Annotated in this window: 22 protein-coding genes; 14 read left to right on the top strand and 8 right to left on the bottom strand. The window is 32.1% G+C overall.

The window, feature by feature from the left end:
• The first annotated feature begins 2 nt into the window (after positions 1-2).
• The 4 genes from D1869_RS03380 (at position 3) to D1869_RS03365 (ending at position 2,875) form a co-directional block, all read left to right on the top strand.
• Positions 3-968 (top strand): ABC transporter ATP-binding protein, encoded by a 966-nt coding sequence (locus tag D1869_RS03380; RefSeq protein WP_010978692.1) that lies wholly within the window; start codon positions 3-5, stop codon positions 966-968.
• Between the two features lie 5 nt (positions 969-973).
• On the top strand, positions 974-1,906 hold the full coding sequence (locus tag D1869_RS03375; protein ID WP_156013913.1) for an ABC transporter ATP-binding protein: 933 nt from the start codon (positions 974-976) through the stop codon (positions 1,904-1,906).
• On the top strand, positions 1,884-2,390 hold the full coding sequence (locus tag D1869_RS03370; protein ID WP_156013912.1) for a hypothetical protein: 507 nt from the start codon (positions 1,884-1,886) through the stop codon (positions 2,388-2,390). Before D1869_RS03375 ends, D1869_RS03370 begins: the two co-directional genes overlap by 23 nt.
• A gap of 248 nt (positions 2,391-2,638) precedes the next feature.
• Positions 2,639-2,875 (top strand): MarR family transcriptional regulator, encoded by a 237-nt coding sequence (locus D1869_RS03365; protein ID WP_156013911.1) that lies wholly within the window; start codon positions 2,639-2,641, stop codon positions 2,873-2,875.
• Here the strand turns inward: D1869_RS03365 and D1869_RS03360 are convergent.
• Positions 2,872-3,801, bottom strand: coding sequence for a PEP/pyruvate-binding domain-containing protein (locus tag D1869_RS03360; RefSeq protein WP_156013910.1), 930 nt, complete (start codon positions 3,799-3,801; stop codon positions 2,872-2,874). The two genes, D1869_RS03365 and D1869_RS03360, sit on opposite strands and share 4 nt — an antisense overlap.
• Positions 3,802-3,871: 70 nt before the next feature.
• Between D1869_RS03360 and D1869_RS03355 the strand changes: the two genes are divergently transcribed.
• On the top strand, positions 3,872-4,405 hold the full coding sequence (locus D1869_RS03355) for a nitroreductase family protein (RefSeq protein WP_231113687.1): 534 nt from the start codon (positions 3,872-3,874) through the stop codon (positions 4,403-4,405).
• A gap of 5 nt (positions 4,406-4,410) precedes the next feature.
• A complete protein-coding gene (locus D1869_RS03350; RefSeq protein WP_156013908.1) occupies positions 4,411-4,659 on the top strand; it encodes a DUF504 domain-containing protein in 249 nt (82 codons plus the stop codon).
• A 240-nt stretch (positions 4,660-4,899) separates the two neighbouring features.
• On the opposite strand, the gene D1869_RS03345 is transcribed toward D1869_RS03350, so the two are convergent.
• Both D1869_RS03345 and D1869_RS03340 read right to left on the bottom strand, forming a co-directional pair.
• Positions 4,900-5,469 carry a hypothetical protein gene (locus D1869_RS03345; RefSeq protein ID WP_156013907.1) on the bottom strand — a complete coding sequence of 190 codons (570 nt, stop codon included), beginning with the start codon at positions 5,467-5,469 and terminating at the stop codon, positions 4,900-4,902.
• A gap of 41 nt (positions 5,470-5,510) precedes the next feature.
• A complete protein-coding gene (locus tag D1869_RS03340; RefSeq protein WP_156013906.1) occupies positions 5,511-7,040 on the bottom strand; it encodes an APC family permease in 1,530 nt (509 codons plus the stop codon).
• Between the two features lie 114 nt (positions 7,041-7,154).
• Between D1869_RS03340 and D1869_RS03335 the strand changes: the two genes are divergently transcribed.
• On the top strand, positions 7,155-8,051 hold the full coding sequence (locus D1869_RS03335; protein ID WP_156013905.1) for a 2-hydroxyacid dehydrogenase: 897 nt from the start codon (positions 7,155-7,157) through the stop codon (positions 8,049-8,051).
• 12 nt (positions 8,052-8,063) lie between these two features.
• Positions 8,064-8,420 (top strand): HEPN domain-containing protein, encoded by a 357-nt coding sequence (locus tag D1869_RS03330; RefSeq protein WP_156013904.1) that lies wholly within the window; start codon positions 8,064-8,066, stop codon positions 8,418-8,420.
• On the opposite strand, the gene D1869_RS03325 is transcribed toward D1869_RS03330, so the two are convergent.
• The gene (locus tag D1869_RS03325; protein ID WP_221267127.1) at positions 8,412-9,800 is read right to left on the bottom strand and encodes a tRNA uridine(34) 5-carboxymethylaminomethyl modification radical SAM/GNAT enzyme Elp3; all 1,389 of its coding nucleotides are present in this window, start codon (positions 9,798-9,800) and stop codon (positions 8,412-8,414) included. The genes D1869_RS03330 and D1869_RS03325 overlap by 9 nt on opposite strands.
• A gap of 147 nt (positions 9,801-9,947) precedes the next feature.
• Here D1869_RS03325 and D1869_RS03320 point away from each other — a divergent pair, with 147 nt between their 5' ends.
• Positions 9,948-11,285: an MFS transporter gene (locus D1869_RS03320; protein WP_156013902.1), complete on the top strand. Its 1,338-nt coding sequence runs from the start codon at positions 9,948-9,950 to the stop codon at positions 11,283-11,285.
• 474 nt (positions 11,286-11,759) lie between these two features.
• On the opposite strand, the gene D1869_RS03315 is transcribed toward D1869_RS03320, so the two are convergent.
• Positions 11,760-12,113 (bottom strand): nucleotidyltransferase domain-containing protein, encoded by a 354-nt coding sequence (locus tag D1869_RS03315; RefSeq protein WP_156013901.1) that lies wholly within the window; start codon positions 12,111-12,113, stop codon positions 11,760-11,762.
• Positions 12,110-12,478 (bottom strand): HEPN domain-containing protein, encoded by a 369-nt coding sequence (locus D1869_RS03310; protein WP_231113686.1) that lies wholly within the window; start codon positions 12,476-12,478, stop codon positions 12,110-12,112. Before D1869_RS03310 ends, D1869_RS03315 begins: the two co-directional genes overlap by 4 nt.
• Before the next feature lie 252 nt (positions 12,479-12,730).
• Here D1869_RS03310 and D1869_RS03305 point away from each other — a divergent pair, with 252 nt between their 5' ends.
• The 5 genes from D1869_RS03305 to D1869_RS15290 all read left to right on the top strand — a co-directional run bounded on the left by D1869_RS03305 (position 12,731) and on the right by D1869_RS15290 (position 15,696).
• On the top strand, positions 12,731-12,952 hold the full coding sequence (locus D1869_RS03305) for a VapB-type antitoxin (RefSeq protein WP_156013899.1): 222 nt from the start codon (positions 12,731-12,733) through the stop codon (positions 12,950-12,952).
• On the top strand, positions 12,928-13,299 hold the full coding sequence (locus D1869_RS03300) for a PIN domain-containing protein (protein ID WP_156013898.1): 372 nt from the start codon (positions 12,928-12,930) through the stop codon (positions 13,297-13,299). The genes D1869_RS03305 and D1869_RS03300 overlap by 25 nt, the downstream gene beginning before the upstream one ends.
• 353 nt (positions 13,300-13,652) lie before the next feature.
• The gene (locus D1869_RS03295) at positions 13,653-14,171 is read left to right on the top strand and encodes an ArsR/SmtB family transcription factor (RefSeq protein WP_156013897.1); all 519 of its coding nucleotides are present in this window, start codon (positions 13,653-13,655) and stop codon (positions 14,169-14,171) included.
• A 21-nt stretch (positions 14,172-14,192) separates the two neighbouring features.
• Complete coding sequence (locus tag D1869_RS03290) at positions 14,193-14,825, top strand: hypothetical protein (RefSeq protein WP_156013896.1); 633 nt, start codon at positions 14,193-14,195, stop codon at positions 14,823-14,825.
• Positions 14,826-15,393: 568 nt separating this feature from the next.
• Positions 15,394-15,696, top strand: a complete 303-nt coding sequence (locus D1869_RS15290; RefSeq protein WP_231113685.1) for a hypothetical protein — start codon at positions 15,394-15,396, stop codon at positions 15,694-15,696.
• A gap of 310 nt (positions 15,697-16,006) precedes the next feature.
• Here D1869_RS15290 and D1869_RS03280 read toward each other — a convergent pair whose 3' ends face one another.
• Both D1869_RS03280 and D1869_RS03275 read right to left on the bottom strand, forming a co-directional pair.
• Entirely contained in the window at positions 16,007-17,374 is a 1,368-nt protein-coding gene (locus tag D1869_RS03280) for a dihydrolipoyl dehydrogenase (protein ID WP_156013895.1), read from the bottom strand.
• A gap of 74 nt (positions 17,375-17,448) precedes the next feature.
• Positions 17,449-19,362, bottom strand: coding sequence for a serine/threonine-protein kinase (locus tag D1869_RS03275; protein ID WP_184651045.1), 1,914 nt, complete (start codon positions 19,360-19,362; stop codon positions 17,449-17,451).
• Between the last annotated feature and the right edge of the window lie 78 nt (positions 19,363-19,440).

Here is a 19,440-nt window from a genome sequence, read left to right as displayed (position 1 = left end):
AGATGATTGATAGTGCTATTCTTTCAATAAAAGGATTAAAAACATATTATAAAACGAGAGATGGTTATGTTAAAGCTGTTGATGACGTAAGTTTTGACGTTCCTAAGGGTTCCGTTGTAGGTATTGCTGGTGAGTCAGGATCTGGTAAATCTACCATTGTTCAGAGTATATTTAAAGTTTTGCCTAAAAACGCTGAAATTAAAGACGGAAAGATAGAATTTGAAGGTAAAGATATACTTAAAATTGATGAGAAAATCTTCAATAAGGAAATTAGGTGGAAAAAAATAAGTTGGATACCGCAAGTATCAATGGATGTTTTAGATCCGGTGTATAAAATTAAAGACCAACTTTTAGAGACTATTTTTGCGCATGAAGATATGAGTAAGGCAGAAGCTATGGAGTTAATTGTTAATCAATTAAAGGCTGTTAACTTACCTTTAGATGTTTTAGATAGATATCCATTTGAGCTTTCTGGAGGACAGAAACAGAGAGTTATTATAGCTACTGCTTTATTATTAAACCCAGAATTAGTGATAGCTGATGAACCTACTACTGCATTAGATGTTATTGTTCAAGCTCAGATACTGAATATTATTAGAAATCTTAAGAATGAAAGAAAATTTAGCATGATATTTGTAACTCACGATTTAGCACTACTTGCTGGAATAAGTGACTATATTGTTATACTTTATGCTGGTAAGGTTGTTGAAATGGGAAGGACTGAAGAAGTGTTTAAGTCTCCTCTTCATCCATATACACAATTATTATTAAAGTCGATCCCAGATATTAGAAAAAGAAAAGAGAAATTGCAAGGAATTCCAGGTGAGCCACCAGACTTAATTAATCCGCCACAAGGATGTAGATTTTATCCTAGATGTCCATTAGCCATGGATATATGTAAGAGAGAAGAACCCCAATTAATTAATGTAAGTCCTACTCATTATGTGGCTTGTCATTTAAGGAAGTGATAAAAATGATTGAAACAAAAAGCCTTAAAGTTTATTATAGAACACCAAGAGGAGTTGTTCGTGCTGTAGATAATGTTAATATATCCGTTAGGGAAAAAGAGATAGTAGCTTTAGTTGGAGAATCAGGGAGTGGAAAAACAACATTGGGTAAAACAATTTTAGGGTTAATTAAACCGACAGACGGTAAAATTCTCTGGAATGGTAAAGAGATAACGAAGTTAAAGGGAAAGAAATTAAAGGAATTTAGATTAAAGAATCAAATCATATATCAAGATCCCTTTGATGCAATTGATATTAGACTCAGAGTTTATGATGTAGTTGCTGAAGGAATAAGGCTTCACAAATTAGCTAAAAGTAGACAAGAAGAAAGAGAAATGGTCTACAATATTTTAAAGTCTGTTGGCTTATCACCACCAGAACAATTTAGTGTTGCATATCCTACACAATTATCTGGAGGACAATTACAAAGAGTTGCAATTGCCCGTGCTATTGTACTAAACCCAGACTTTGTAGTTGCTGACGAACCAGTATCAATGTTAGATGTATCTATAAGGGCAGACATACTTAATATTTTTCTTAATCTTAGAGAAAATCAAGGTACCTCAATACTAATGATAACTCATGATTTAGCTACGGCAGCTTATGTAGCCGATAGAATTTATGTAATGTATTTAGGTAAAATAGTAGAATATGGAAGAACAGATCAAATAGTTGATAACCCAAAGCATCCATATACTCAAGCTCTTATTTCATCAATTCCAATTCCAGAACCAGGTTACGTTATTCAAGCAAAACTTTCTGAGCCAGATTCTCCAGTTCCAGAAAACGGTTGCCCATTATATCCAAGATGTCCGTTTAGGAAAGAAATATGTAAGAAAGAAGAGCCAAGATTAAAGGAAATTGAGCCAGAACATTATGTCGCATGCCACCTATACTGATGAAGAAAGATTATTTAAATTAGATAAAATCTTTTTCATTTCTATCATTGTTTTCATAATATTATCATTTATATCTATATTTATAAATTTTATTACATTTATTATTCCATCAATTACAATCGCAATAATTTTATTAATAGTAAGAGAATATTTACTTTTAAAAGCAATTAAAATATTGAGAACGACTAGAGAATATAAGGTAAAACCTAAAATGAGTTTACAAAAGAAGGAGTCTAATACAACACAAATTGTAACTTTCTTACTTATTATACTTCCTCTTTTAGCCCTTTATTTAGCACCAATTCCAATTAATTTAAGCATAGCAATAGGAATAGTGAGTAGTTGGCCATTAAGCAATATTTTGATTCAGTTATTATTTTATATTATAGAAAATAATTTTCATGGGAAATTATATAGTTTCATAGTGTGGGAAGAAATAGATCAAGAATTATATGTTAAAGAATATGGATTTAAAATTAAGTAAATAGTGTTAAACCCTTACATCATTCAAGGATATAAAATGTTCCTTAAGTGTAGGAAAACGTTAATCTGATGTAGTCATGGTATAGTCTAAGTTTATTAATTAATCTCTATAGAGAGTAGATGCTAAGATAATGTTTTTATATACCTTGTATAAGTACCATAGTGACAACACTATAAACATTAATAAATGATTCAATTTTCTTGCATCTATCAAAAGTTTTAAGATAAAATTTTACAAAAATCTTTTTGATGAAAAGACTTTCCCCTTCAACTAAACTCGTTCTTGAAGTGATATCTAATCGTAAAATTGTTAAGTTTAAAGAGTTGAAAGAAATAACTGGACTTTCAACTAGAACTTTACGTTATGCATTAAAGGAGTTGAAAGAAATGGGACTTATAAAAGTTTTACCTTGCTTAGAAGATGCTAGAGAAAGGCTTTATGCCTTAACTGAAATTGAAGAATGTTATAAAATAAGTAAAGATTAAACTTCTGGGTAAATTTTTCTCACACCTCTGACTTCTAGTAAATAGAGCTTATTTCCATCAATGGCCCATTCAATATTTACATTTCTTTTGAATATTTCTTCTACAGCAATTGTCATATTAGCAACCTTAATAGCGTCTCTTTCCTTTAAACTCTCAGAGTTATCCTGTATGTCAATTGTCTTTATTCTTTTTTCTTCATAATCATAAACGAGTTTAACAACTTTTTTAGATATTCTCTTTGAAACTAAACTTCTTGTGGCTTTACTTATAATATATTGGTCTGGTGTTACAAGTCCTTTTGTAACGCTTTCCCCTAAGCCAAATGCTGATTCTATAAACACATAATCTGGTTCTTCAGTCACGGGATGTAATGAAAATGCCGTTCCGGCAACTGTAGGATTTATCATATTCTGAATAAGAATTGCTATACCAGAGTTATCTTGATTTAAAAGTCTATACGCTATAGCCCTAGGACTATAATAAGAAGCTATTACTCTCTTTATACTCTCTATCAAATTATCTCTTGTTACAAAGAGGTCTGTCTCATATTCTCCAGCAAAACTACTCCCACTTAAAGGGGAAGTTACAGTAGCTCTCACTGCTACGTACCTTGAATTTAAAGAATTAAATCTCTCCAAAATTTCCTCTTCTATTTCTTCACTTATCTTAGAATTTAAGATTAGACTTCTGATAATTCCACTTTTCTTTTCTAAATCACTCTGATTATTTAGGTTTACAGATGATAAAATTGAATTTATATCTGACTGAATATCTTTTAGTATTTCATTAACACCTGCTGAAGAGATAACAAACCCAGAGGGAATATCAAATCCCATTTTATATAGTTCTCCTAAGTAAGCACTCTTTCTTCCAACTACTGATATCATATTTAGATTAATTTCGTCAAGCCTGTATGTATAATTCATATTTAAGCATTTGATTTTCAGTTTAAAACTCTTTAGTTAAATTCTTAAGATGAACTTGAAATATAACGATATGAACGATATTCTTGAGTTTCTAATAAAGAGAAGAAGTGTGAGAAGTTTTCAGCAAAAGCCCGTAGATTTAGAGTTAATAAAACAATTAATATATGTAGCAAATCATGCACCAAATTCAATGAATAATGAGCCTTGGAAATTCATTATTATTATAGATGAGGAGATAAAAAAGAAGCTTTCCACGTTACATAAAGGAGCTTCACACATAGCTTTAGCACCTATAGGTGTAGCTGTAGTAGCTGAACCAGAAATAAGTCCAGAAACTTGGATGGTCGATGTTGTAAATGCTATTATGTACTTTGTATTGGCAGCACATTCAGTAGGCTTAGGAGTTGGATGGATCGCAGCTTACGAAAATAAAAAGGCTAAAGAAATTTTAGGAATACCAGATAATAAAGTCCTGGTTACGTTACTTTCCGTAGGTTATCCAGATCCTAACTATAAGCCTAGAGAAAAGAGTGTGAAAAATCCAGAAAGTGTGATGTTCCTAAATAAGTGGGGCAATATGTTAATTAGGATAAAGGAGAACTAAGATTTATGCGAATAAAGGATGCTATTAACAAAATTTTTTACACCCGTAAGGATGTAAGTGAGATTTACTTAATAATTAGAGATAGAGTTAAGGGAACAAGTGAGATTCCCTTTTCAAATATCGAAAGAGTAGATAACTATTATATTTACTTAAATGATGATGAAACGATTATTCCTTTACATAGAGTTATTGAAATAAGAGAGAAGGATAAAATATTGTGGAAGAGAAGAATTTATAAATTTAACTCATATTAATCTCGTTAGCCTTTTTTATGATTTATTAAACAATATAGTAAAATTGCGTTCGATTTAATTCAATAATTATAAATAGTGTATAATATCATTGATGGTTCATTAAAAAGTTTTTAAGTATTATTGTGGAAAGTATATTAAATAATAACTGAGATTATAAAATTGATGGTTTATTTCAAAAACTCCTTAAAAGGTAATAGAGACATTTTAAATGACAAATTTTATGAGGTGGGGAGGGATGTACTAAGTTACTGCTAACTGTTTGATTAGAACGTCAACATTTTCTCCAAGAATAGAGAATTCTCCTACCTTTTCTACTAATTCTCCATTCTTAATTTTCATTCTTACGTATTTATTTTCCGATGATAACCATAAAAGTAAAGTAGAATTTATACTTTTGCTTAATGCCATATTTATAACTTCACTTATATCATCTCTTTTTACCCTTAAAGTCATCAAAGTTTTAGAAGATGCTACTTTTTCTGCATCCTCAACCATTATACCATTTATAAAACTCTTTTCGTCAAATCTTTCAAGAAGTTTAGTGTCACCATCAATAGAAATAGTTACTCCATCTTTCCTAGGTAAGATGGAGAATTTTAAGTGCATATTCTTCTTACCAAAGAAAGAGTTTTTCTCAAAATTGTATATAACCTCTGTTAAACTTGTCTTCTTTTTTATATCATATTTTTTGTCATCAATCTCAACTTCGTACTCATTAAGCACTTTTATCTTAAAATTTTCAAGTACCTTCACATTTGATAAATACGATAATGCTGAAAGTTTATTTACTGTGAGGGTGATACTTAGCATGATTCTAATTTTGCTAAGTAATACTTAAAAAAGAATTTCACTTATTCCGGTGGGATTTCCTTGTATATAAGTGATATATCTATTCCTTCTTTTTTCATCCTATAATATTTAGCTAAAAAGTACGATATTACTCCTAAACCTACGAGAGAAATTATATAAGCAGTTGCAATCCAATTTACTCCAGAACTTGATACAACACTGAAAGAGTAATTGTTACTGGGTATTAACAACGCAGCCTCTACAACAGCCATTATTACTGCAGAAATTATGCTCATTGTAAGAAGTTTTATATCGTTATCGTTCAAACCCACTTTTATTCCAGCTAAGGATACGATAAAAAGATAAGCAATAGCTAATGGAGTATAAGAATAAAGTGCTAACGCACCGCTTGGAGAAATTAATGGTAAAGCCAAAAAAGCTAGTGTAGATATTAAATCAAGTATATGGGCATAAACTGGTGAAGAATACTTATTAAGTTTAGCAAAAATTGCAGGAAATAATCTATCAAAGGAAAAGGCAAAAATATATCTAGCAAAAACTACGACACCAAAAGCCATTATAAAGTAATTCCAGGCTATTAAACCGATTCCTAAAATCCACTGAATTATTGGATTTGATGCTAAATAAATTGCAACACTCCAGAAGTTGTAAGTAAATGACGGATAATAGGCAAGGTTAAATGCTGGACCGGCAGCTAAATCCATAATCAAGAATGGAAAAGTTATCATTATAAACGTTAATACACTGCCTAAAATTAGATTAAGTTTTAACGATCCTTCTTTTGCTTCACCAGCAACTGCTGGACCAGCATAAAGCCAGATATATGCATAAGACATGAAGAATGGTACCATGTAAAGTGTTGCTGGTAAGCTAAAGTGGAAAGGAGTTATTGTGCCAGTTATGTTAAAAGTTGTTAAAAATTGCGGTATTCTCTGATGAAAGTCTGGTATGTTAACTGCTACAACAATCATAGCAATTATGAGGGTTAGTGAAGATATTATTCCTAAAATTGTAGTTAATGTAAAACCCCACTTTGGCCTAAATATGTTGACAAGAATAATTATCAGGAAAGAGATTGCAGCTAAAGCATAAAACAATAGTTCTTGTGAAAGTGTTAAAACGCCGTAAGGGTTTACAAAAACGTTATTTGCCAAATATATTAAAGAGGAAATATGTTGAAGTGTTCCTAGTTCTAAGAATACTAAGTTAATTGAGGCTACGGAGAAGAATGCTGATAAGGCAAAGTAAGGTGGCATGTTAAAAGCAAATGCAACACCCATTATAGAGCCTATAGCTCCGTTTAATTTTCTAGAAATCCAAACATAATCCCCACCAGTTCTTGGCATTTTTAACAGTAAGTACGTATAAGTAAACACTAGAGGTAAGGTTATTAAAAATGTTATTAAGCTTGCTAGCCAAAGTAAGGAACCTTGAACTACATAAGGTGAAATACCCTCAAATACGGCTAAACCCGCACCCATATTAGCTACGTTAAGCATAACTAAATCTTTGAGAGAAGCATTCTTTACTAATCCGGAACTCTCTCTAAGGAATAATTTCCTTTGTGCCATGAGTCTTAATTCTCGGACGAATATATAAAGCGAACTTATGTTCGACGAATATAATTCTAGTTTATAAATTTTTAAGTTCTATTTCCAAATAAATATGTTTATGCTAATTTATTAATAATGATTATTTCTACAGTCAAATTACCCGAGGAATGTAAGAGATTAATCCCAGTAAAAGATGAAGGTATTACAGAAGATGATATAAGAAATGCTGAAATTATAATGCTTTGGCCATCTCAAGCTAGAGAAATTTTACCTAAAGCTGAAAAAGTAAAAATAATTCAAACTTTTTCAGCAGGAGTTGATGATTTTCCTTTTGAACTATTAAAGAAAGATCAATTACTGTATTCAAATGCGGGGGCTTATTCTATATCAGTTGCTGAGCACGCTTTTGCACTTATTTTAGCATTAGCTAAGGGTGTTGGAGTGAAAAAAAGAGTTGAAACGTATCCCTTGAATAATTCTACAATACTAATTCTAGGTGCTGGTGGCATAGGATCTGAAGTAGCAAAAATAGCAAAGCTAGGTTTTAATATGTATGTCATTGGTGTATCAAGATCATTTAAAGGAACTTATTATGATGAAAAATATTCACTGAAGGATCTTGAAAAAGTTATAGGAAGGGCAGATGTTATAGTTGATACACTTCCATTAAATAAAGAGACTAGAGGTATACTGAATTACTCTGTTCTATCAAAAGTTAAGGAAAAATGTATAATTGTAAATGTAGGTAGAGCTGAGACTGTCGTAGAAGATGATATATATAGGATTTTGAAGGAAAAACCTGGAGTAAGGTTTGGTACTGATGTTTTTTGGAGAGTTAATGGAAAGGAGAATTTTTCTACCTCTAAACTGTGGGAGTTAGAGAACTTTACAGGAACTCCTCACATAGCTGGAGCTACGGCAAATGAAAGAGTATTAAAGAATGCACTTATACAAGCATGCAAAAATGTTTACAGAATACTTAATGAAGGAGAGGGAGAAAATAAAGTGAAAATTGAGGATTATATCTAGTTGGGGAGACTTATGGAAGAACATAGAAATAAGGCACTAGAGTACTTAAATGCATCTAAGCTTAACTTTGAACATGGTTTTTATGACATAGCCTCTGTATTAGCTGAAGAAGCTCTTTACTTATATCTAGTTACTTGCTTAATTAACCATGAAGTAGCTATACCGTGGTATTTAGACTTTGATGGACTTTTAAGAATTCTTGAAAGACATGATAATAAGATAAGCGAATTTAGAAAGAATAGGAGAATTATAAAGGCATTAGATCAAATAAGAATTATGTTTAGATATTCGTCCCTCATAAGCATTTCTAGGGATGACGCTAAGGAAATAATATCGTTTGTAGAAAGCATTATCAACTCTTTACGATAGGTCTTTTGCCATATAAGGACCGTACTTATAATATCCTTTTTTCTTGTAGTATTCTCTCGCACCTATTCCCGAAAGAACTAAAATCCTTTTAGCGTCGAATTCATCCACCGAAATCCTTTCTGCCTCCATTAATAGTTTACTTCCATAACCTTTATGCTGGAAAGAAAAATCATCTAACATATCCACTGGGACTTCTGGACCATATACATGCAACTCCCTAACAATCGTAGTCTTTGAATTAATTTCCGGTCTGTGAGCTTTACCAGAAGGATACCTTAATCTCAAATAACCAATTAAAATACCATCATCATCTTCAAAAGAGAGAAAAACTTCAGTGCCCTCACTTGCTTCATATTCAATCTTCTTTAATTTTGGTTCTTTTGGTAAAATACCATCATGGAACCACCTTATTCCAACTTCTCTAAACCTAATTTCATTATTCTTAATACCTTTTTCTTTTACCCTCTTCTCTACTAGTTCTCTTAAGTTTCCCTTTTTATTACCGTCAAGAATAATATTTGCTGGAATATCTCTCTGTATCCTCATTACCCTAACCCATGGGGGAATATATCTGTACATTTCAGAAATTAATTCAACTAACGTTTCAGTATCATAAGGTTTATAAAATCCTCTCTTCCAAAGTTCAGCTAAAGGAGCAGTTTCAACAACTAGGGTTGGATAAATCTTTAGCATATCTGGTCTAAAATCTGGGTCTTCAAATAGTGTTCTAAAAGCTTCTAAATCCCTATCTGGATCTGCCCCAGGTAAACCTAACATAATGTGATACACAATTTTGAAACCAGCATCCTTTAGGATCCTAGTTGCCTCTATTGAGTCTTTAACTGTATGCCCTCTATTAGTTTTTTTCAATATATCATCATAAACTGTTTGTACACCTAATTCCACTTTAGTTGCTCCTAATCTTAACATTTGGTCAGCATGCCATTCCTTAGCCCAATCTGGTTTTGTTTCAACAGTCATCCCTACACATCTTACGTTTGCTGTTTCATTTCTTAACTGTGCGTCCTCTAAATAAACGAATTTAGGTTTTTCGTCAGAGGGGTATCTGTTCATTGCTTCTAGTGCTTGTGAAACGAACCATTCTTGGTAATCAATAGGTGTAGAAAGAAAAGTTCCGCCCATTATTATTAACTCGACTTTACTAGGAATATGGCTATTTGCTTCGTATTGTTTTAACCTAGAATGAACTTGATAAAATGGATCATAATTGTTTTCTATAGCCCTCATTAATGTGGGCTCATTACCATAATAACTTTGTGGAGTCCCGTATTCTACACCACCGGGACAAAATATGCATTTACCGTGAGGACATCTATGAGGATGAGTCATAACAGAGACTATTGTAACACCAGATAACATCCTTATTGGTTTTCTCACTAACACATGAGTAATTAGAGTCACAAAATAATAAAGGTGATTGAACAGCTATTCATTACTGTAATTACTTTTCTTTTACCTCAAATTTTTAATTAAAATTTTTATACTCGAGTATTTACTTATTCAGTGATGAGACTCAGCTGGACATCAGTTTTGGTTTCCGGTATGGGAGTATTTACTGATGGTTATAATCTTTACTCCCTTTCTTTGACAATATACTTAATATCAAATTATATATCACTGAACTCAGTTACTGAAGGAATATTAGTTGCTGGGTCGTATTTTGGTGCTGGTATTGCTGCAATACTCTTTGGAATTCTCTCTGATTTTAAAGGAAGGAAAAGAATGTATGGAATAGACGTTACGCTAATGAGTATAGGAGCTATTGCTCAGGCTATATCTCAAAACTATGTTGAATTGTTTGTTTCACGTCTGCTATTGGGAATGGGCATTGGTGCAGATTATGTATTATCACCGATAATTGTTGCTGAAAACGCTGAGGCTAAAAATAGGGGCAAACTAATGGTCATAACTTTCGCTGTGTTATGGGGTTTAGGAGCAGTATTTGCAGCTTTTGTAGATCAAATTTCCTCGATTTTCCTGCCTTCAAGTTTAGTTTGGAGGGTTGTATTAGGAGTTGGGGCTATTCCAGCAATTTCAGTAATAATGGCGAGAAGAAAACTCACAGAAACCTTACAATTTCTAACGAAAGTTAAACCAGATGAAAATGAATTACAGAAAATTAAAACCAACTACGGCTTGCTTTTAGGAATAAATGTAGATAAGGAGAAGTTTATAAATAGACTAAAGGCATCTTTACCATTTATTATTGTTGCTTCAGTCCTATGGTTACTATATGATATTTACTCTTCAACATTCGCAATTTACGGACCTATTGTAATTGCATCAAACTTAGGTTTAACACCAATAACCTTCACTTATGTTGCACAATTCTTTGCTGGAATACCGGGGCAGTTACTTTGTATTTACCTTATTGATAAAGTAGGAAGAAAGATATTGATAACAATTGGTTATGCTGGAGTTGCTTTATGGTTAGTTATGTATTCACTTTTACTATTAGATCCCTACTTATTCGGATTTAAGCCAATGAAGGAATTGGTTGGAGAAGCTGCACTTTTAGGCTTTTCATTTTACATGTTAAACTACTTCTTCTCTGCGATAGGACCAGCTTCAATAATTGGTTCAGCTATGGTAACTCCAGAGTTAACTTATACGAAAGTTAGAGGAACTGGACAGGCAATAAGCGTTGCTGTTGATAGATTTGCTTCAGCTACTGTAATTTCCTTATTCCCATCGCTAGTCAATATTGTAGGCTTAGGGGCAATGGTAGGTGTTTATGCTGGTATAGCGTTTTTATCTAGTTTAATAACAATGTTATTCGTACCAGAAACTAAAGGAAAAGAACTTGATGAGGTTGTAAAATCTTCATTGAAATATAGCAAATAAACGATTGAGGAGAAAAAAGCATAAAGCATTTAAATCTCATGTAAACTTGAAACATAATAAAACACCAAATCATTTTTTATAACATTAATTTGTAAATTAATAGGTATAATACTAATAATGCACATATAACTAAGAACAAAATTTCTAATTAGTTTTTAAAAGTCTTAAATATACTATGAGCGTATACATTAACGTTATGAAATTAGAATCTAATCTTAATTAATTACGAAAATAGATGTGTTAGTTAAGAATATACATTTTCCATAAGCGTTAATAAATTTTACTAAGATTAGCAGTTATTCTACTTTAACGTGGCTTAAAGATTTTCATCAAATCTAGTGTACTCCATAAACATATTTGAGTTAATTTGAGGAATTCCTTCTCACATTTCGTTATTAACCAAACGCCAAACTAAAAACTTTATCGGTAGTATCGGGAATTTCGTATTACTGAGGAAAATTAGAACAACTGCCACTAAGATGATTTTCTTATCCACGTATTTCCTTTTCTATCCCATAATGGTCTTACCTTGTTGTATATTTCTATAACTTGCCTCCAGAATTCTTCATCCTTCTCAATTACTTTCCCTTCTTCAATAATTTGAAGAACGAATGGAATTCCCTCAATTAACTTCTTAAGAAATACATTGGTATTCATGAAGACTGGGTCAACTTCACCGGGAAACATTCTCATTATTTGAAGATAAAGATCATTAGAAACATTCCTAGGATCTTCGGGTATTTCATTATCCACTACTAATACATCATAATCACTACTCTCTGTGTAATCGCCCCTAGCCCTAGAACCAAAAAGGATTATCAATTTCATTTTATTTGTCCCTTTACCCAATTAAGTATTTTAATCGCACAATTTATGCATTCATCTGCATCTTTCTCGGTGTAATATTCGTATGGTGATCCCTCATAATAAACATCCGGATAACGTGAAGGAGTGTATTGCTTATCGAGAAAGATCGCACATTGCAAAATATCTGCAGGCGGATTTGTTAATAAGTGAGATATCGAATGGCCTCTTTTTTCGATACCTTGAAACTGTAATAAGCCTTTAACTGCTTTTTCTGCACATTGTTGAGAAAGAAAGCATGCAAGCTCATAGTATCCTCCAGACCTTGCATAACGAGCTTCTTCTAAGTCCCTCTCAGCTTGCTTTAACCAATCCTCTACTCTCTTCACTAGATATAGTATGATTAACATATTTTAAGTGTTAACGGGTTTTGGAAGAGTATGTAGAAAAAACTTACATTGTATTTCTTTGCAATAATTTGAATTAGGTTATCCTTATAACAACTTTAGTTCTTTATTAAAGAGATTTTATTATACTTCTTGCTAATCTAATCCTTTTAGTTTGTCATATCACCATCTATCTTGAGATTATCGGTTTCATCTTCATTAAACTTATATAATTATGTAATTATATAATTACATATGAAATCTACAATAAGTGTTAGCAAAGAGATCAAAGAACTGCTTGAAAGGAAGAAAAAAGAAATGGAGATTAAGTTGGATAAGCCTTTAACCTGGGATGAATTTTTCCAAGAAGTATTTAAGGAGGAGAATGCACCAACGTTAACTGAGGAGGAAGCGGAAACACTGAAAAAGCTAGTACTGGAGGATAGGAAGAATTGGAAAGTGAGAGAATTTGCTTAGATACTGATATACTTATTGATTCTTTCAAGAGAGACCCTAGAGAAATTATAGGTTATTACACTACATGTGTTAATCTTTATGAGTTCTTAAGGGGATTAGCATTTATAGGGAAAAATGTAGACGAGTTTAACGTTTGGATTGAGGCTAATCTTAACGTACTGTGTATAGATAATAGTTCTTTAAAAATAGCTTCAAGAATTTATGCAGATCTAAGGAAAAAAGGAAATTTAGTAGAAGACCCCGATCTACTCATAGCTTCCATATGTATAGCAAATAACCTAGCTTTAAGAACGAACAACAAGAAACATTTTAGAAGACTAGAAGAATACGGGCTTAGACTCATTTGACTTTTTCGCCTTCGTATGAAGTTGAGGGTTTATCTATGAGAGATTCATCGTAAAAAGGCGAGGCTTGTAGTTTATTTTGTCATATAATGCCTCCAGATCCCGTAAAAGAGAGATGATAGTTCTCCTTCTCCCACAGTCTCATTTAGCTAGGGAAGAGCACCATTAGCATCAATAAAAATGTTTCAACAAAGGAGTATATAAATATAGGGAGACACTACATGCTATGGTTCTAACAGACCTGAGTTTGCAACCGTAGGAGGCTATCCACACCCTGACAAAGCTTTCCTACTCCTTAACCTATAGGATATTAAGCTCTATCAAAATTTAAAGTTTTTATATTCATTAAATATATTATGCAAAGATTAATGATATTAAACAAAGAACAAGGGAGTCTTCTTCTAGATCCTATTAACATAGAAATTGTAAAGTTATTAATACATAATTCACTTAACCCATCGCAAGTATCTGAAAAGTTGAAAATCCCGTTAACTACAATATGGAGGAGGTTAAGAAAACTTGAAAAATACGGTTTGATCGAAGTAACGAGGACTGAAAAAAGAGGAAATTTTAATGTGAAGTTCTATAGAGCTAAAGCTGTGTATTATATCTTAACGCTATCACCAGATGTTACACCAAAAGACCCTACAGTGAGAGAGATTTTTCTAAGTGTGGAAAAAATTAGAGAAAAGATAGCAGAGAAAATGCTAAAATACAATGATATACCTTCTAATGTAGATCCTATAGATTATGCTATTATATTAGATATTTTTGCAAACTTTGATACAATTCTGGAGAACTTAGATGAAATTAAAAATATTACAGAAAGAGCTAGAGAATTTCTCTTTTCATCAACGAAAACTAGTCTTAAATAAAGCTATTATACACAGTACATTATGTATATTGATGCGTTTATCTTAGCCCTAATTTCCTTTATAATTGGTGTTATTCCCTTATTTCTAGTAAAAAGGAACTTTTTGATCCTTATGATAGCTGCAGCAGCCTATTTTTCAGCAATTTTTAGCAAGACTATAATTCAACTCTTTTTTCTGAATTTCTTCCAAACACCTCAGTTATTAACATATCTTGTATACGGACTTCTAACAGCAATAACTGAGCCCGGATTTGCATATCTATTTGTGAGATATACTAACAAGCATCCTCAAACTTATGGAGTGTCTTTGGCATTCTGGGAGAATGGGGTTTTAGTAGGTCTTATACCGATGTTAGAATCAGTATTTTTACCTAATGAGAATCTTCCTATGCTCATGTTAATAGCGGTAAAAATTATGGATAGAAGTAGCTCTCTCTTAGTTCATTATAGCTGGGGTGTTTGCGCTTATTTAAGTTACTGGAAAAAAGATATAAAGTATCTCTTGTCTGTGGCACCGCTAGGTTTTGTAGATTCTTTAACTGCATATGTACATTTAACTCATGGAAATCTATTTACAGCATCTTTACCTACATTGATTTTAGGAATTGTAGGATTTTTAGTGACTAGACATTATCTAAGAAAATCAGCTTACTAAAAGCTTCAAATTTTCTAGGAGAATTCCTTATCGTAATGTTAAATACATTTGTGATATAATACCTAATTGAAGATTTTGATTAACGAATCTAACATATAATGTTATTCGGATTTCAATAAAGTTTGAATCAGCTATAGTGCATGACTCATCTAACACGTATAGAAAAATTATATACTTAATTGATTAAAATTCTCTAATGACTTCTGATCTTAGAAAAGATGCGTCTAAAATCTTTGAGCTAATAGAATAGCCAGAAGATATTGATAGGGAGATAGGCAAGAGAAGATTTGAAGCTCCTATAAATCTTTTTAGAAATTTTGATTTCCCGAGAAAAAAGTATATAATTTTAGAAGTAGCTGGAGGAACGGTATAGGTGGTATCTCACTAACAAAGTCGTTAATAGATAGAAAATTTGAGGTAAGCAAGTTAATTATTATAGATTTAAGAGAAAAAGCATTAGAGAAAGCAAAAGAGTTCTCGAGAAAGGAATTGGGTTTTTAAGTCGGAAACCCATGTACTAGATGCAAGAGAAATTCATAAGCCTGGAGTTAAGGCCAATGTAATTTTAATGTACGGTAATTCTCATCCACACTTTTCAACTTTAGACATGATCAAGTTCCTTTCCTCTGCATCTCTAAGTCTAAAAGAGGACGGAATTTTATTAATCCAGGATATGAATATGCTTTTGGATATTATTAATAGGAGATATAAGCATGTTTTGCCAGAAAAGATAACTGAAAATAAGATACTAATTTCATTACATGTAGGTTATGATGAGATTAGAGGAATATTTAGAAGAATTTATATAAATTTAATTAGTGGGAATAAAGCTATTGTAGACTTAAAGTTCTGGATTTTGTTGAAATTTTAGGAATATGTAAGATTTTCTTCAGAGAAGTTTCTTTGGAGAAAATAGATTCATATAGAGGAATTGTAATTTGTAAATATCCTAGAATAGTTATAAAACCTGAAGAGATAGAATAGGAAAATTTTGTTAATGTTCATTAAATTCTCTAATTGATTATACATAAGTTTTTTAATAATTTATATTCTTTGATTTCCCTTAATTTACATAGAGTTTATGAGTTAATTCGTATTTACTAACTTAACTAAGAATAAATATATATTGTCATAGTACCTTATTTTTCAGTTCTGAGAAAATTATGAGCTAAAAAATAATGTTATAACACTTTCCTTGCAGCATACGCAATAATCTCGTTTGTTGAGGGGTGTTGGTCTGCAAAACTTGCTAGCTGTTTTGCGGTTAAACCATGAAGCACCGCTTGTCCAAGTTCATTAATTAAATATTGAGAATGCACTCCAACCATCCAAGCACCTATTAATCTTAGACTACCTTTTTCAAAGATTAGTTTCAACATACCTTCTCTTTCATCATACATCTGTGCCATGACTTCATCTTCCATATTATATGTTGCCTCCATAATCTCTATTCCCATTCTTTTAGCCTCACTCGGCATTATTCCTACATAAGAAGCTGAAGGAACTGAATAAATTGTAACTGGTATGCTTTTGTAATCTACATAGTCTATAGGAGAACCGTTTGCCATAATATTATAAGCTGCAGCAATGCTCATTCTGACTGCAGCATGAAAGTACGGTGCTTTACCATTAACGTCACCAGTAGCAAAAACGTTTGGAAGATTGGTCCTCATTGCGTTATCTATAACTATATATCCTCTTTTATCTAAAGCAATTCCAGTGTTTTCTATCCCTTCTGGCAATACTGGTTTTCTACCAGTAGCTAGTAGGACCAAATTTGTTCTAATACTTTTCTTTGCACCATCTTTACTACTATATATGACTTCAAATTCATCTTCCTTAATTTTCTTTACTTCAAGAATTGGTGCGTTATAAATTATATCGAGTTTTAAAATAGGTAACAGGGTATTAACTATTTCGTCTTCAAAGCCTCTTAGAACCCTATCACCTCTAACTAACAAATGAGTTTTGACACCTAAAATATTAAAGATTGAGGCTGTTTCAATAGCAATATATCCACCACCAATTATAACCATATCTTGTGGTAATTTTCTTAGTGGAGTTTTATAACTATATAAATCATCACTTGTTATACAATATTCACTTCCAGGAAATTGTGGTTTAAACGGTTCACTACCTGAGGCAATGATTATATAACGTGTTTCTGCTTCTATTTCTTTATCTTCAGTCTTTACAACTACATGATTTGGATCTTTTATCTTAATTACTCCTTTATAAAATGTTATACTACTATACTCAGAAAGTTCTCTTTTATGTTGTTTAAATCTTGTCTCTTGAACAAAATCTTTATGATCTTGTATTCTTTCAAAATCCACTTTAATTTCTTGCTTTAATACTCTACTTGTTCTCCAAATTAATTGTACCATTTCTCTTACTGTCTTTGATGGGACACAGCCACTATAAAGACAATTTCCTCCTAATTCTCCTTTAGGGTCAGCCATCAATACATTATATCCAGATTTAGCTAATCTGAATGCACCAGGGTAACCTCCGCCTCCAGCACCAATAACAGTTACATCATATTTCATAACACTTTTCTTTAATTACTAATCTATAAAGCTTTCGAACAGTTTATAGTAACTAAAGGGAAATGAAGAATTTCTTACTTAAGTAAGTCGACTATTTGTTTTGCTGAAGGTCTACTTACTGGATTAATGTTTATACTGTATATTATCACTCTAGTAAGTTCATTCAGTGTATTTTGCGGTAATATAGGTCTCCAAGAAGATAGTATTTGTTTTGCATTCTGTATAAGTTTTAATGCTTCTCCAACATTCCCAGCCATATATGCATCAATAGCTTTATTTAGATTGTCAGAAATCGGATTATCATTTTTTCCAGTGAGTAGGACATAAGCTGTCATTCCTAGTGCAAAGATATCCATTTTCGGATCTGCACCCTTACCAGTGATTATAGCTTCTATCTGCTCTGGGGGAGAATAAGAAGGAGTAGCTTGATAAAATCTTTCACCTATTCTTACAGCAGAACCTAAATCTCCTAATTTTATTGAACTAGAAATATTTTTATATATTTCTTCCGGATTATTTCCTAAATTTCTAGAAAAGAAGATATTTTCTGGTTTTACATCAAGATGCACGAACCCTTTTGAATGGAGAAAGTCCAAGGCGTATGCAATTTCTTTGATAATCTCTTTAACAATAAGAGGCCAATAGGTGGAATATATAATTGATGTTGTTAATAAGTCCTTTGCTGTACCTCCTTCCATAAACTCCATTACTATTGCGGGTGGATAGTTATAATATGTATTAACGTCTCCCTTCAATGCTGATTTAATATTATTCGAATCTATGTAAAAGCCTAAAATTGTTACAAACTTTGGATTTCTTGATAGTTGCTTTAACGTCTCAGACTCTTTAAACATCTCATCAAAGCTTGAAGAAGCGGATATAGTGAGTTGTGCGCGCGATAATTGGGATAGAGAGAAAACTTTTACTGCGTAAAACACATTATCTTTCTCAGCTTTTAGAACATAACCACTACCACCAGAACCGATGACTGAAACTACTCTGTATCCATAAAGTTCTTTTCCGATCCACAAATTAGGATCCCACTTATCTAGAGGTGGTAAATTCTTTTGTTGTTGAGATGGTAAAGCAACTTGTTGTTGTGTAACATAACTATTATACTCGATAATAATCTTCTCTCCTCTTTTTGCGATTCCCGAATAAGTTAAAGGCCTAAAGATGACATTACCTATTATTATATCTTTTGCATTCCACATAACTTCTAAGACATTTGGCATTGGAACTATTATTGGTGAGTTAGAATCTTTAGAAGTATACTCTACATTGTTAATAATTATAGACCATGAAGCATTCATTGGTAAACCTTTAGCATAAAAGTAAGAGAAACAATGAGGAAATTTATCTATTGGTAAGTTGTTAGTAGCTGAGAACTTTACCACTTTAACTTGTCCTTCTTTAGCTGTTATTGTTGCAGTATCTGGTACATAATATATACCGTTAAAGTACTGAGGGCATAGTCTTATCTCCACTCTTTTCTTATCCCTTACAATACGATTAATAGTTGTAAATACACCGTTAACTTCTGCATAGCAAGTAGTTAAACCTTCAATTTTTACGACTGCAGGATATCCTTTTCCAGTCATCGCCCTAATATTTGCAAAAGCAAGAGCTGAGTAAATTGCGTAAGAGAATATTATAGGTTGTATACCAATATTTGTCACTAAATTAGGGAGTAAAAGAAATATTATATAACCAATTAGTATGATTAACTCCCATACCCAAGGAATTAGTATACCTAGAATTCCTATAGCAATACCAACGAATGCATAAATAGATTTAATGAAGAATAAAGGGATTAGAGAAAGTAAGAATGTAACTGGAGTTACGTATCTATAAAAGGAACCAATATAGGAAAATATAAGACCTAGAAGGAGTAAGGGGGATGAAAGGAGAAAACTAGGAGAAATTATGTATATAACAAAAGTACCAGCTGTAGCTAAAATAGATGTAGCAAGTAATTCCCTATTCATGGATAAAACTTTTCTTATCATTATATAAGTTTAATGTAACGAGTCCCTTTTGCTCATGAAATTGTATTTATTTTCTTG

Origin of the sequence: Sulfurisphaera ohwakuensis, from assembly GCF_009729055.1 — an archaeon.
GTDB classification, from domain to species: domain Archaea; phylum Thermoproteota; class Thermoprotei_A; order Sulfolobales; family Sulfolobaceae; genus Sulfurisphaera; species Sulfurisphaera ohwakuensis.
The sequence above is the reverse complement of the archived record's forward strand: the minus strand, read 5'-3'. Positions and strand labels throughout refer to the sequence as shown.